This is a genomic window from Proteus sp. G2674 (assembly GCF_009915195.1).
In the GTDB taxonomy this organism is placed as follows: Bacteria; Pseudomonadota; Gammaproteobacteria; order Enterobacterales; family Enterobacteriaceae; genus Proteus; species Proteus mirabilis.
The window spans coordinates 133,306-149,375 of the sequence record NZ_JAABLS010000014.1 but is presented as its reverse complement, the minus strand read 5'-3'; the positions used below and the strand labels follow the sequence as shown (position 1 = coordinate 149,375).

The window sequence follows — 16,070 nt, the reverse complement described above, 5'->3', positions numbered from 1 at the left end:
CTCTATCGATGATAATATATTAAGTCGCGTTTATAGTATCACTAAAGAAAAACCCCATGTGCATTACATGGGGTTTTGAGGAGTTGTAACCTAATTATCTCATTCAAGTTACAATTGGTATTAACTTAATTTATGAGAATAAGAGATTAGATTATAATAAATCTGCAATCATTTTCTCTAATTTTTCCTGATCAACCGCAAATTTACGAATACCATCAGATAATTTATCAACAGCCATTGGATCAGCATTATGTTGCCAATAAAATTCAGCTTCAGTGATTGGCGCAGGACGTGATTTAACTTCACCATTAAAGGATAGTTTATGCTCTACTTCACCTTGTGCTTCTGATAACTCTTTTAATAACGCAGGAGAAATAGTTAGGCGATCACAACCTGCTAATTCTAAAATTTCACCAATATTACGGAAGCTTGCTCCCATAACGACGGTGTTATAACCATGCTCTTTATAGTAGTTATAAATTTCAGTTACAGAAATAACACCTGGATCTTCTGCTGGTGCAAACTCTTTTTTATCTGTATTGGCTTTATACCAATCCATAATACGGCCAACGAATGGAGAGATCAGGTATACACCAGCTTCTGCACATGCACGAGCTTGAGCAAAAGAGAACAGTAAAGTTAGGTTACAGTTGATACCTTCTTTTTCTAATTGCTCAGCTGCACGAATACCCTGCCATGTAGAAGCAAGTTTAATCAGGATACGATCGTTACTAATACCCGCTTCGTTATACAGTTTAATTAAACGACGCGCTTTGACAATACAGGCTTGGGTATCATAAGAAAGACGTGCGTCAACTTCTGTTGAAATACGACCTGGGATCAGTTTTAAGATTTCTAAACCAATATTGACAGCAAGTTTATCACACGCATCAACGATTTGTTGCTCGCGAGAATCACTTTGTGAACGCGCCCATTCAATCGCTTCATCGATTAATTTACGATATTCAGGAATTTGGGCTGCATTTAAAATTAAAGAAGGGTTGGTAGTTGCGTCTTGAGGTTGATACAGTTTCATTGCTGCAATGTCACCTGTATCAGCTACAACTGTAGTCAGTTTACGCAAAGAAGTTAATTTGTTGGTCATTTTGTTTATCTCATCTACTAGGTAAATCTGTTTGCAGTCACCTGCGGATATCTATTGATAATAACATGGACTGCTCACACTACAAGATGCTTAGATTCATCGAAAGCAATTATTTGAATGCCAAACGATTTCGCAAAACAAAAGTAGCAAAAAACAGAATAACAACTCAGGCTGAATCGTTTAATATGTCTATTTTATGGCACATTGGTGAAAGTATTGTTTTTTCCTATTATTATGATTTAACTTATCTACCAAACAATTTGCTATAGTAGAACTAAATCAAAATAACTATTGAGGGAATTATGCTAATTACTATTTCACCAGCTAAAACACTGGATTTCGAATCGCCTTTAGCAACAACGCAGTTCACCCAGCCTGAATTGCTAAAATATTCCCAACAACTTATTACAGAATGTCGAAAACTGTCGTCCAGTGATATCGCAAGCTTAATGAAAATTAGTGATAAATTGGCAGGACTAAATGCGGCTCGCTTTGGTGAATGGCAACCTGACTTTACACCCGATAATGCGCGACAAGCCATTTTAGCGTTCAAAGGTGATGTTTATACCGGAATGCAAGCCGCTGAACTTTTCACAGATGACGACTTTCAATTTGCACAACAGCATTTGCGTATCCTTTCCGGTTTATATGGCGTATTGCGCCCACTCGATTTAATGCAACCTTACCGCTTAGAGATGGGCATAAAACTGAACAATAAAAAAGGCAGTGATCTATATCAGTTTTGGGGTAACATAATTACTGAAACGTTAAATAACGCCCTTGAAGCTCAAGGGGATAATATCTTGGTTAATCTAGCCTCTGATGAATATTTTAAATCAGTCAATCCAAAAAAACTCAATGCTGAAATTATTAAACCTGTTTTTCTTGATGAGAAAAATGGCAAATATAAAGTGATTAGTTTTTATGCTAAAAAAGCAAGAGGCTTAATGAGCCGTTTTATTATTCAAGAAAGATTAAGTGATAAGGCACAACTTAAAGAATTTAATCTAGAGGGTTATCAATTTAATGCCGCCGAGTCTGAAGGCAATACCCTTGTCTTTAAACGTGCAGAACATCTAGCAAAATAAGCCTCATTTTTTGCTATCAAATAATAGTAATTCATAAAAATAGCCCTGAAACTAGGGCTATTTTTATTGGGTCACAAGGGAAATTATAAATGCTTAACGACCACAGCCAAAAGCGACCAGTTTGATGAGGGAATAACATCACTGCCTTGCATCGTCGATAGTTGTTGCTGATTAAATTGAGCCATTTGTTGAATAATTGTCGCAAGGGATCCCATTGATAATGTCTGTTCTTTTTCGATAACCTTCACAGGATCAGTTTCTATTTTCTCTACTCGGTTTGTTTTAACAGTCAAGACAAATTGATTATCGGTAGTTCGATACTGTTTATCTTCACCTGCTTGAGAGGATATTAATTTTTCATGCTCAGATAATCCTGATACAAAAATATGGCTCATTTCACCTTCATCATACACCGTCACTTCACCATGACGTTTTTGTACCACATAAACATTATTACCACTTCCTCCACTTAGATAATCATTCCCTGAGGTTGAAATAAACAGATCATGTCCACTTCCGCCATTAAGATTATCATTACCTTCTCCAGCAATTAAAATATGGTGCCCTTCATTGACAACAATATGATCATCACCTTTCCCCCCATCAATCACTGAACTACTTTGATTATGATTAACAACAATATCATCACCATCCATTAATTCTATCACCGGTAATAAATCTATCGCTTGCATAGCTTGGGGCGAAATATTATGTGCTAATAGACTTAAAATAGAGGGCATACGTGGAGATAAAAGAGAATATGCTGATAATGTCTCTTGATTTAAACGTAGGGAGGGTGGGATCATCAGAACATCACTTTGATGACTCAACCTAACATCCAAAGTGATAGTGGGGATCAGTAAACGCTGACCGCTGTCTGGCTTAGGCAAATGAAAAACTCGATTATCTTTATCAATAAATTGAAGTGTCATTCCTGAGTTAAAAATAGCACTAACACTTTCCGTATCGAACACAAGTTTAATATGAGCATCAGGATTATAGCGATGCGATAAAACGCCATCACTAAACATCAAATCAAATCCACTTACATCAGATAAAAAGAAATGGCTAGTACAATCAGATGTTAATCGTTTATCATTATCACTCAGAGAAATAGTGATCTTTTCATTTCTATTTTTAGCTAGCAATGAGCTTATTTGATAATTGTCATAACCGCGACTCAGTTTAATTGATGAATGAGCCGCAATTCCAGCATAATGATTATTTTCGCTATTACCCTGTAGATTAAGCTTTAAATGTTCTCCAGAAGAGAAACCACTGTATTGCAACTCAGGTAATAATTGAATAAGTTTAGTTTTATTGTCAGATTGAATAGACAATGCGTGTTTATCGTCATTAACAGAAAGCTGTTGTAGCTTCTCTTGCTGATTATACTTTTCTAAATAACTAAAGTTATATGATACCTCTCTTGGTTGATTATTATTTTCATTAATAGTAAGTATAAAACCATCCATAGTCACAATGGTATATCGATGGGCTAATAATTGACTATTCTTATCTTGGTATACATGACTTAATGCAATTAAATGCTCGATAAATTGATCAGGATCTTTATCATTACTAACTTTAAGTGTAAAAACAATATCTGTTTCACGACGAGAAATAGCGGTAATTTCATCAAAAGTATAATTTAACTGGATAAGACTAGCTTCTGTATGCGTCTCTTCATCAATAATAGTTTCAAGTTGTTTAACATTATTATCCGTATTTGATGCTCTTAGAATCGTATAACTATCATTCCCCGCCCCTCCTTGTGCATAACCTTCCCGTAATACCAGCGTATCATCTCCAGCTAATCCATATAATGAATCTACCCCGCCCATGCCATTTAAATAGTTATTTTTTTGGTCACCATAAATAATATCATTACCTATTTCACTGCCTACTACATTTTCAATACTCTCTAAATAGGCAATAACGGGTTGTTTTTGTAGTGTTATATTAGGCATTGTATCCGCTAATTTATGGGTATAGATTTGTCCTTGCTCTTGAAAGATAAAAAGTCTGGCATGAAAACTCTGGCTATTGGATTTATTTTCTCCCCCGATAAATTTAATATAATTTTTAGATAGATTAACTTCATACCCTATATATTTTTTTTCTGTCTGAATAATACGTAATGTATCATTACCTTCTCTACCATAAAAACGGCTGGCATAACGAGGGGATGTTGAAGTGAACACATTAAAGGTGTCATCTTTTTCTCCTCCACTTAATCGTTTAGTCCCATTATGAACATCAAATATATTTTGTGTTATTAATGGTGCAGCAATAATATCATCCCCATTATAAGTATTAAAATAAAATAGCTCATTCTCACGCCAACTTGGCTCAAAATATTGTTTTCTTGCTGTTGATTTAATTAAATCATCTGTTAATTCTCCTGATGATAAATTTTTCAATGATTTTTCTTTTGTTGTTCTTATTTTATCAAAAAAAGAGATATCCACCTCATCCTCAAAAACAGGATTATCATCTTCAAATGCAAAATTAATCGTATAACGATTTAATTGATTAACATAAAAATCCATATCAAAAATGAGAATTTCATCTGTTGCGATGGCTTCTTTAGGAACATAGTATTTATATTCCGTTCTTTCGACACTAAGATAATGAGAAAGCGCAGCTATCTTTTCTGCTTCTTCTTTACTTAAATTTTTCGCCACTCGTTGTACAACAATTTCGCCAAACGGATTAAGTATATTATCTAATGTTTTCCCCAATATACGAGGGATCACTTTATAATAATGATGTTCTTCATAAAGTTGTTTCTCATTCGTATAAAAATAATAACTGTGAGGCTTCTGTTTTTTTATTTCATTAAGATGTTCTTGTGCATTTTGGTCAATCATGGTTTCTAACTGTGATTTTGTTTCTAAATAGACGATTTCATTCTTTTTGCTTGGTAAGATATCCCCCATTAAAAATGCATAAAAACCATTATTAAGTTCTTCTAGTGGTGTAAATCCTATTTTTTCTTTCGCTTCTTCTATCAGTCTTGCGGCATTATAAATTGAAATGGCTAAGGCGATAACAGCGCCAGCGACAATACCAATAGGCCCCGCGACCGTAGAGCCAGCAAGCATTGCGATAGAAACTCCCAAAGTGACCAATCCGGAGACTATAGCTAAAGAGCCATTCACAATATAGTCAATCCGTCGTTTTTCATTTTTTTCTACTGAGATACGGCTAAAGTTATCGTAGATATTATAGATATCAAATCCAATAGACAGGATATTAAGCCCGATACCAATCCGAGTGCTGGTTTTACTAATATACTCTAAAGGATTATTACGGTACTTTAATAATCCTTTAGCTAAAGCGATTTCAATGAATTCAGATAAGCCATTATAGGCCATTTCTGACCATGTTATGGCAAGATTATTGATGGTCTCTCTATGCTCTTGAGGGGTTAATAGCGGATTATTAAGTTGCTCAGCAAGCATAAAGGTTGAATTGATTGATTGCCACATACCGAAGCTAATATTAGCGTAACCAATTTTACTGATAACTCTCATATGTCTGGGAATTTTTAATGAAGGTATTCTTAAATTTTCCCAATCTTGCTGATTATACTGTTTACTACCTAATGCTATTATTTTCATTAATCTTTCATGAGCTGCGACATAATCAGCTCTACTGGCCATATGAGAAAGAAAATATTTAATTTTATCTTGTTTGCTATTTAATAGATAACGTAATAATGCAATAACTTCTTTATCTTTTTCATTGCCCGTCACAGATAAAAAATAATCATTAAGATGCTGAGGATCAAAAGTAATTTTTTTATCCCAGTTCTCTATCTGATTAAGATCTATCGCATCGATACTTTCACCATTTATCTTTGCACCTAAATAACAGAGTAATCTTTTGTCAATGACAAGATTATTAATTTCCACTTTAGATGAAATGGTAGAGCTATCTTCACTTGTGGCTAAGTTAACTTCGCCTTTAAACTCATTGAGTTTATTTAATGCTTCTACTGGTGATAAAGCGCTAATTTTTTCATCAGACTGACTGATAACAGCGAGTTTTTTTAAATTATTTATGGTCTCTTTATAGAGTTCAAAGCTTGAAATTGTGCTCAATAATACTCGTGATAAAATACCTTTATTACCCTCATCAAAAAAAGCATTAAGCCTATTTTTAGATAGTTCACTTAAATTATCTATTAAGTGAGGAGTATCATAAATTGCATGAATAATTTCAATAACTTGATACGTTCTTTCCGTTAAATTATAGTTTCCATAGTCTTTATTAGTTATTTCTTGCCACTGTTCAAAGTTCATTCCATCCATTAAAAATTGGTTAAATTCTTTATTAACAGAGGGATCATAAAGTGATTGAATTAAATTCCTTTTTATTAAACTATTATCTGACGTATTAAATACTGCCGATAATTCAACCAAATGTTTCTCAATTGCATTATCAATGAGTAAATCATGATTAATTATTTTATCACTGAGTTCTGTGAGTTTTTCTTTATGATATTTAAGATTAATTTGATCAACTTTCCTAATAATTGTACCTAATTGAGTATAATTAATCTGATAGCGATTTAACTGAATGTAATTTAAAATATCAGCAATGGTCATATTGTCAGAATAGCCAGAAAAAATCGTGCTAATCTCATTCTGATAACCTAACTTAAACTCTTGATTATCTCTATAATTAGTGTAATTGTGTGAGACGAATTGATAAATTTCTGCAGCATAGTTTTTATTTTCAATATCTACTCTTTGCCTATTAGGCACTGTATTAGGCTCATTAGGTACTGTTTCAGTAAGTAACGTATTAGATGCACCTGTATCAGCAAGTAAAGGGTGACCAATAAACTGACTTTCAGTCGTCGGTTTTACCATAATGTATTCATTTTCAAGTATAAGACTGTTATCCGTCACAGTATAAATAGGCATATTTAGCCGCTGAGCAATCCCTTCAATAAATAAATGACCACTTTGATAACTAAATAAAGTCTCCTTATTGGCAAAAACAATTGTTCTTTCACCAACAAATTGATGTTGTAAAATAACATTTTGTAGTGATTCAACACGGCTTTTCTGCTTAACAAGCGCATTGGTGGCAGGAAAGTATTCTTCATTTCCAGCAGCAATCACTCTTATTTTATGTTTTAAACAATAATCAAGAAAACGGCCTATTTCTGGTTTATCTTTTAAGTATTGTGTTAATTGTTCACTTTTGACACCATTATAGAAATAAATGACGATATCATCTTGATAAACGCCACTAATGCTTTCAATAACAATATTGTCTACAAAATCTCTAGTAATAAAATTATTATCAACAAATAAAAAGTCAAAATTTTCTTTACTTTCATTAAATAATAGATAACTACTATCTATTTCATTTTTGTTCTGATTAAATGACTTTTCTAGTAGGGTAAGAGGATCATTTTCATTAATATAAAAATTACTAGGATGATAGCCATGGTTTCGCTCCTGATAATTATTATTAAAATAACTTTCTAATTGTGCTATTTCATGAATAATCACTCTATTATTAAACTGATGATTGCTAAAAAACTCAAAATACAAATCACGATAAATACCTGTATCATCTGTTTTTTTTATAGAATCAATTTCATCTTCAATCAAATGAAGAAGCTTATTAACATACTTGTTGTTTCTATATTCTGATAATCTTTGATAAGTTAATTTTAAGTGCAGTCTATTTTCATCATCTAAAAGAAAAAGATTTTTTATTTCAGAAATATCGATACCATCAATAATTTCTTTTAACGTTTTATAATTATTTTTAAAATTAATCGTATAATCATAACCAACAACCCCAACATTTCTATTTTTATCTAATATTAAAAAAGGGTTATCAATAATTTGCTCATAAATAAAATTACTAATTCCAGTATAACCTTCATTGATTTCATTAACCATCATTCGATAAAAAATTGCCGCTACTAGGCTATTTTTTTGTGCTAATGCAATTAACTTTTCCTTTCCATAAAGAAGATCGCCATAGAATAATTTATCTTCTATTTTCTGTTTCACTTGATTCAGTATATCAACAAGAGAAATACTTTCATTGTTCTGATTAAATAGTATAATTTCATCAATTATAGAAAAACTGGCTGTTATTTTATCAAAATAAATATTCCCCCTTAGTGTATCAATTAATGAAACAATTTTATTCAATGAAAATGATTTTTTACCATTCAATAAATAACTATTAATCTTAATTAAATCTCGATAATAAACATCATTAAATTCTAGATATCCTTTTGGCTTACTCATTTTTTGATGTGTATTAAATTCAGTAAATTGAATATCAATACCATCACTATTACTCATTATAATTACTTTACTGATTTTATTATTCTCAAGAATTTTATCTAAATTATTTTTAACTAAAAATATTCCCTCATCAACAAAAACATTTTTGACCACAACTTCAACTAATTCATTATTTATTTTAAGTTCTAAAATGAGATCACGCTGTTCACTGTAATGAATAACTCGTCCAACAACACCATCTTTAAAAGGCAATGAAAAACCAATTTTTTTTATATTTTCAGCGATACCTTTATGTAACTCGATTTCATTTTGATCCCATAAACTACGATATTTCGTTGTAGGATTTCTTTTATATTCATCAATTATAAAATATTCTTTTCCATCAGCTTTATTTAGAGTATAAGAGCCCATTGTTTTTATCAAAGCGTCTTTCATTGATTCTATATTAGAAAATTCTGTCAATTCAGAATTAGAATCAAATAGCGTAAATTTATAATGATTATTAGAATATCTTTTATAAGTAAGAGCAATGGCATGCGTTCTAAATGCAATAATCGCATAATATTCATTATAATATTGCATTATATATTCTAAGTGATAATTTATTTGTGAGAGACTACTTTCTAGCCTATTTGCATTCGATGCTTTCAAGCCATTTTCTGCTAAAATTTTTCGGTATTCGGTAGCCTTTGTTAAATCAAAAATTGTATAATTTATTTTTTCATATATTCTCTCCATTTGAAAAATCTGTGCGAATTTAATTTCCTTGATCTCTTTAATCAATTTTAATACTTCATATTCTTGCACACTATCAAATATAATTTTTTCAAGCTTATCCGATATCTTTTCTTTTTTATCCTTATAAAGGTTAATATTTTCTTTTAGCCAATGTAAATATTTATTCCCTCCTTCTATACCATTATTTCTAACCTCCAATAAATATTTCAAACTTATTCCATAACATACCCCTGAAAGTGGATCAAAATGGCTAAAATTATAATTAGTTTCAGCTGAAGCAACAAGATTAATTCTTCCCATTATCTTTTCTAATGGTATTAATAAATCAGAAGTTTGTGAAAAATATTTAACGGATTTATCTTTCATTTTAGTAAAGAACCAATCCTTATCTAATTTATAAAGTAAATGCTCACCATTTTCTTTTAGCTGACGATGTTTAGCTACGGCAATCAAGAATGCTTCATCAATATTATTAAGATATATATGGAGTATTTTTTCTGAGTTTTCATTAGAGTCTCTAACAATAAAAATATTTTTATATGAATAACTATCTATTAATTCAATAGTTAAATGACTATCAATATGTACCTGTTTTTTTGCCTTGATATCATTAATAACTTCGGCATAAATATCTTTAGGTGTTACTTGCCAATATTTATCGAGAGTAAAGAAATTAAAATATTCGTTCTTAGCGTAAAATCGGTAAGATATAGAGTTATCAGCAACACTGTTTTTAACCATTTGATTAATAATATGAATAAGTTCATCTTTTTTAGAAAAGAATTCTACCGTACCTTCAAAGTCAATGATTTTAAATAATTGATTAGTATTATCTATCTGTATAAATAAGTCTTTATCTTCTATTTTTAAGTGAAAGAACCCTGAAGGGTAATGCTGAAATACTGAATTAATACGTGTTTTATTTAGCTTTTGATAATTTTTTTCTACAAGATAAGAATTATTAACAAATAAATTCTCTATACTTGCATTAATTTCTTTTACAATAAAATCAATCGCTTTAGTAAATTTATCCCGATTATAAAGAGATAAATTACTTTCTATTTTTATTAAAAAATCATTAGCAGCATATTCATTTTGATAAGTAAGAATATAAATATAATTCTCAATTAAAACACGCCTTACTGACTCAATATTAAAAGGTAATTCAACACTATGCTCTTTAATATATTTCACTATTTCCAGTGTAATTCTTTCAATATCACCATTGATATTAATTTTTTTAAATCCACCCATAGCCTACCTCTTTATTATTAATTACATTAAGAGATAAAAACTAGTGTAATTCTCCTTAGCATTAAATGATTATTTTCTTATTTTTATTTGAGTGTAAAATTATTTAAAACAATAAAAAAGCTCACTTTTATAGTGAGCTTTTTAATAAAAACAAAATTAATTAATATAAATAATTACATTTATTTAGGTGCTCGTTCTAATAAAAATGCTCTTAATTGAGAAAAATCTGCCGGTAAAAGATGCGATAGTAATTTTTTATCAGCACGCTCAGCTAATTCTTTTGGTAAAGGTAATGTATCACCTAAAATACGTTCGACATTTTCTTTAAATTTCGCCGGATGAGCTGTACCTAAAAATACCCCATATTCTCCTTCTTGTAGCTCATCGCGTAATAGACGATAAGCAACCGCCGCATGAGGCTCTGAAATATAGCCTTTTTGTGCCAGTTCACGTACGGTTTCTTCCGTCGTTTCATCGCTCACAGCCCCATGCGAAAGATCAGATAACAGCCAACCTTTGCGACGATATAACTCTTCAATACGAGGCCAATTATTAGGCTGGCTAACATCCATCGCATTTGAAAGTGTTGCTATTGTCCGATGTGGTTCCCATTTACCACTATCTAAATAACGAGGAACGGTATCATTCACATTGGTCGCTGCAATAAAGCGTTTAACAGGCAATCCCATCGATTTAGCCAGTAATCCTGCTGTGAGATCACCAAAATTACCACTTGGTACAGAAATAACTAATTGTTGACGTTTTTCAGCTGGAATTTGTGCAACCACTTCAAAGTAATAGCAGATTTGTGCCAGTAGGCGGCTAATATTAATCGAGTTAGCCGAGTTTAAATGCATGGTGTTCTTTAAATATTCATCATCAAATGCCTGTTTGACTAATGCTTGGCAAGCATCAAAGTCATCTTGAATAGCAACAGTATGAATATTCTCCCCTAATGTGCAAAATAGCTTTTCTTGTAATGGGCTGATTTTTCCTTGTGGATAGAGGATCACGACTTGGACATTATCTAACTTGTAGAAAGCATGAGCGACCGCTGCTCCTGTATCACCGGATGTCGCCGTTAATATTGTAACAGGCTGGTCACCCGCGACTTCTGATAACATTTGAGCCATAAAACGGCCACCAAAGTCTTTAAAAGCCAGCGTCGGTCCGTGGAAGAGTTCAAGGCAACTAATATCCTCTTCTATTTGTGTCACTGGCGCAGGAAAAGCAAATGCCGTATTCACACGTTTTGCTAACACATCAGCAGGAATTTCATCATCGATAAAAGCACTTAAAATACGGCTACTGCGTGTTGCAAAGTCTAATTTTAATAGCGCATCAATTTCTGCTTGAGAAAATGAAGGCAAGTCTTTGGGAAAGAAGAGTCCTTGCTGTTTTCCTAAACCTTGTTTAACCGCTTGAGCAAAGCTGACTTGTTCTTGGTTATCTTTTAAATTATATAATTTCATTACTTACCCTATCTCTCTTGCGCCACGAGTATCTAAACGGCAGATGTGTACAAAGCCTTCATCGTTTTGTACATAATGTTGTTGTAACCATTGCGCCACATCTTGGGCAATAGCCAATGAATCAGTAATAGAAAACAGCGTTGGCCCTGAGCCTGAAATACCGCATGCAAGCGCGCCTTTTTGTAATGCAGCCTCTCTCGCTTTATCAAAACCAGGGAGCAACTGTGTTCGATAGGGCTCTGCAATCACATCTTTCATTAAGCTTGCGGCAAGTTTTGGTTGTTGTGTATGACAAGCATGAATAAATCCAGATAAATAACGACCATGATTAATAATATCAGCTTTATCGTATTGTTTAGGGAGGATAGCCCTTGCTTGTGCCGTTGAAACTTTGATCCCCGGATAAGCCATCACCCAATACCAATCGTCAAAAGCTGGCACAGGCTGACAAATAATGTCGTTTTGTTCCAAAATAAGTTGTAAACCACCTAAATAACATGGCGCGACATTATCGTAGTGCACACTACCGGAAATACGGCCTTCCAGCTCTCCCATCATTAATAATAAGTGGCTTTCACTAAATGGTTTGTGAGCAAATTCGTTTAATGCAACAAGTGCAGCCACAACAGAACAAGCACTTGATCCTAATCCTGAGCCTATCGGCATGTTTTTTTCAAGTGTCATCGAGACAGGTAATTGTTTACCTAATTTTTCACAAAATAGCTCCCAACATTGATAAACAATATTTTGCTTAGCATCAGAAGGTAATTTGCTAACAAATCGTCCTTTGCTGTGAAGTTGAAATTCTTGCGCCGCTTCAACGGTTACGCAATCTCCTAATAATTGACCATCAATAGGCGAAACTGCGGCTCCTAACACATCAAAACCGACACTCACATTGCCAATTGACGCCGGTGCATAAACTTTAACCACCTTTAAACTCCTAATTTCCATGATAGTGTACGTAATACATCTGCAAATACCCCAGCAGCAGTGACATCATTTCCTGCACCATATCCACGTAAAACTAAAGGAATTGGTTGATAGTAGCGAGTGTAGAAGGCTAGCGCATTTTCACCATTTTTTACTTTAAAGAGAGGATCGTTAGCATCAACGGCCATTATTTTGACTTGGCATTTCCCCTCATTGATGAGCCCCACATAACGTAATACCTTCGCTGACTTTTGGGCTTCTTCGACTTTAGCATCAAACTCAACATCTACTTGAGGTAAGCGGTTTAAGAAACTCTCGACATCACCTGTACTATCAAATGAGCTAGGTAAAACAGGCTCTACATCAATATCACTCAACTCTAATTGATAGCCCGCTTCACGAGCGAGAATAAGCAGTTTACGTGCAACATCCATTCCCGAGAGATCATCTCTTGGATCTGGCTCTGTAAAGCCTTTTTCTTTCGCAGAAAGTGTCGCTTCAGACAAGCTTTTTCCTTCATCTAGCTGACCAAAAATATAAGAGAGTGAGCCAGAAAGAATACCATTAAATTGCACCAACTCATCGCCAGCATTAAGCAAGTTCTGTAAGTTTTCAATAACAGGTAAACCCGCACCAACATTAGTGTCATATAAGAATTTACGACGTGATGCTTCCGCTGATTGGCGAATTTGATGATAGTAATCCATCGACATCGTATTGGCTTTCTTATTAGGCGTAACAACGTTAAAGCCATTTTGTAAGAAATTGGCGTATTGCTGTGCAATCATTTCGTTTGAAGTGCAATCAACAATCACAGGATTGAGGAAGTGGTACTCTTTTTCTAAGCGAATAAGCTGACTAAAGCTAAAAGGCTCTTTAGCTGCTTGTAGCGCTTGTTGCCAATTATCTAAATCGATACCTTGCATATTGGTTAGCATCGCACGTGAATTGGCAATCCCACAAACACGTAGGTCGATATGTTTGTTTTTTAGCCATGCTTGTTGACGATGGATCTGCTCGATTAGCGCGCTGCCAACACCACCGACACCGACAATAAAGACTTCTACGATTTGGTTAGTGTTAAAGAGCATTTGGTGACATAAACGCACCGCATTCGTCGCTGCATCATTGGCAATAACTGCAGAGATAGAACGTTCAGAAGAGCCTTGAGCAATAGCAACAATATTAATATTGCCTCGAGTTAAAGCAGAGAAGAAACGGGCTGAGATCCCTTTAAGGGTACGCATACCATCACCGACTACCGAGATGATAGCAACATTGTTCATAATATCTAACGGATCAAGTACGCCATCTTTTAACTCTAGATAGAATTCTTCTGACAGTGCTTTTTGCGCTCTAATTAGCTCTTTTTGCGGTACACAAAAACTAATACTGTATTCAGATGAAGATTGAGTAATTAATACTACCGATATTCCTGCACGCGACATCACGGAAAAGACACGAGCCGCCATACCCACCATTCCCTTCATACCTGGCCCTGATACATTGATCATTGCCATATTATTCAGGTTAGTGATCCCTTTTACCGGCGTGCTGTCATCTTTTTGACCATCACCAATTAACGTACCCGGTGCTTCTGGATTGCCCGTATTTTTAATTAAACAAGGGATTTGAAATTGAGCAATAGGTGCAATAGTGCGTGGATGAAGGACTTTAGCACCAAAGTAAGAAAGTTCCATCGCCTCTTGATAGGACATGCCTTTTAGTAGGTGTGCATCTGGGACAAGGCGTGGATCACAGGTGTAAACACCATCAACATCCGTCCAAATTTCACAACATTGTGCACGTAAACACGCGGCTAATACGGCGGCTGAATAATCTGAGCCATTACGACCGAGAACCACAAGCTCATTTTTTTCATTACCGGCAGTGAAACCTGCCATCAAGATCATATGATCTTTCGGAATATTAAGGGCGGAAATACGGCGAGTTGATTCAGGAATATCCACTGTCGATTCGAGATAATGACCTTGAGCAAGGAGATTTTTAACCGGATCAATGACGGTAACGTTATATCCTCTAGCTTGTAACACCGACTCCATAATGGCAATCGAAAGCTTTTCACCACGACAAATCATCGCAGCATTGATGCTATCAGGACATTGCCCTAATAGGGAGATACCATGCAGGATATGTTTAATCTCAGCAAACTCACGCTCAACTTTGTCTTTTAAGCCTTGGTAATCAAAACCAGGTTGATTTTCTCGTAAACCTTGCAATAGATTAGCGAAGATTTGCTCTGCTTCTCGTACTTGAGTGAGAGGTTCTTCTCCTTCTGCCGTTTTTTCAATCATTGCCACCAAGTAATTCGTTATCTTGGCAGGTGCTGATAATACCAGAGCGACTTGTCCCTGCTCTCGTTTTTTCTCAGCGATATCAGCAACATTCAGCACCCTTTCTGCATTGGCAACTGAAGTTCCCCCAAATTTTAACACTCGCATACAGCTCTCCTGATTTTTCGCCAAAAAAAAGCCCGCATTTCTCAATGCGGGCTTTTTCGTTTTTTGTTTTTTATATGCGACAGCCCGCCCCGCAATATAAAATTCCGGTGGTGGTGGTGGTAATAATTGTATTCATAGTCACTGGGCTGTAAGTACGCATAACAATCCTGTCTGTCTCAAAATTAGTTTGACCCTATACTGGTTAAAGCAAAGCGAGAGAGATGTCAAATTTTTTCTTTTCTATTGCCTCAATTTACCTACAGTTTAAATAAAATTTATTCGAGCATTACTTATATTGTAGTATACATATTACTACTAATAAGGGGGAGTTACAGAAAATAACGCTACCATTTAAGAGTTACTTAGAGATTTGTACTTTTACAAATAATAAGGTATTTTATTTCACTTCTTTTTTTGTAACAAAACTGGTAAAAAGATAAAATCTCACTATATTTAACATATATTTTTCTTTTGCATTACATAAATCAAATTATATAGTTAACTATTGAAATCAAGGTTAAGCTGTTATCTTGATTTTGATATGTGTCAACAAAAGTTAGCTTTTTAGATGGTATTTAATACAACAGGTGTTATATTGCTGTTAATAGACTATGGGCATTTTACATTCTGATTTTAACGTCCATTGTCAGTAAAATAGGTCATGTTTGTAATTAATAACATGATGGTTATTTATCGAATTTTCATCTGGGTCTAATTTTGGCGTGCTA

At 33.9% G+C, this 16,070-nt stretch carries 6 protein-coding genes and 1 other annotated feature; of the genes, 1 reads left to right on the top strand and 5 read right to left on the bottom strand.

The genetic code is table 11. The features are described 5' to 3' along the window. Positions 1-151: 151 nt before the first annotated feature. On the bottom strand, positions 152-1,105 hold the full coding sequence (gene tal, locus GWI58_RS06875; protein ID WP_004245217.1) for a transaldolase: 954 nt from the start codon (positions 1,103-1,105) through the stop codon (positions 152-154). Positions 1,106-1,407: 302 nt separating this feature from the next. Here tal and yaaA point away from each other — a divergent pair, with 302 nt between their 5' ends. Beyond that, positions 1,408-2,193: a peroxide stress protein YaaA gene (yaaA, locus tag GWI58_RS06870; RefSeq protein ID WP_004245218.1), complete on the top strand. Its 786-nt coding sequence runs from the start codon at positions 1,408-1,410 to the stop codon at positions 2,191-2,193. An 83-nt stretch (positions 2,194-2,276) separates the two neighbouring features. Here the strand turns inward: yaaA and GWI58_RS06865 are convergent, their stop codons facing one another. From GWI58_RS06865 to thrA, 4 genes are all read right to left on the bottom strand, one after another. Next, entirely contained in the window at positions 2,277-10,475 is an 8,199-nt protein-coding gene (locus GWI58_RS06865) for a calcium-binding protein (protein WP_161769031.1), read from the bottom strand. Positions 10,476-10,654: 179 nt separating this feature from the next. Continuing rightward, the gene (gene thrC, locus GWI58_RS06860; RefSeq protein ID WP_161769030.1) at positions 10,655-11,947 is read right to left on the bottom strand and encodes a threonine synthase; all 1,293 of its coding nucleotides are present in this window, start codon (positions 11,945-11,947) and stop codon (positions 10,655-10,657) included. A 3-nt stretch (positions 11,948-11,950) separates the two neighbouring features. Beyond that, positions 11,951-12,880 carry a homoserine kinase gene (gene thrB, locus GWI58_RS06855; RefSeq protein WP_004248956.1) on the bottom strand — a complete coding sequence of 310 codons (930 nt, stop codon included), beginning with the start codon at positions 12,878-12,880 and terminating at the stop codon, positions 11,951-11,953. Between the two features lie 2 nt (positions 12,881-12,882). Then, positions 12,883-15,342 carry a bifunctional aspartate kinase/homoserine dehydrogenase I gene (thrA, locus tag GWI58_RS06850; RefSeq protein ID WP_036971259.1) on the bottom strand — a complete coding sequence of 820 codons (2,460 nt, stop codon included), beginning with the start codon at positions 15,340-15,342 and terminating at the stop codon, positions 12,883-12,885. Between the two features lie 21 nt (positions 15,343-15,363). After that, positions 15,364-15,482: a sequence feature (Thr leader region), on the bottom strand. Positions 15,483-16,070 lie beyond the last annotated feature (588 nt).

Coding starts and splice junctions, on each gene's coding strand:
- yaaA (WP_004245218.1), top strand. CDS start 1,408: ATGCTAATTACTATTTCACCAGCTAAAACACTGGATTTCGAATCGCCT.
- tal (WP_004245217.1), bottom strand. CDS start 1,105: ATGACCAACAAATTAACTTCTTTGCGTAAACTGACTACAGTTGTAGCT.
- thrC (WP_161769030.1), bottom strand. CDS start 11,947: ATGAAATTATATAATTTAAAAGATAACCAAGAACAAGTCAGCTTTGCT.
- GWI58_RS06865 (WP_161769031.1), bottom strand. CDS start 10,475: ATGGGTGGATTTAAAAAAATTAATATCAATGGTGATATTGAAAGAATT.
- thrA (WP_036971259.1), bottom strand. CDS start 15,342: ATGCGAGTGTTAAAATTTGGGGGAACTTCAGTTGCCAATGCAGAAAGG.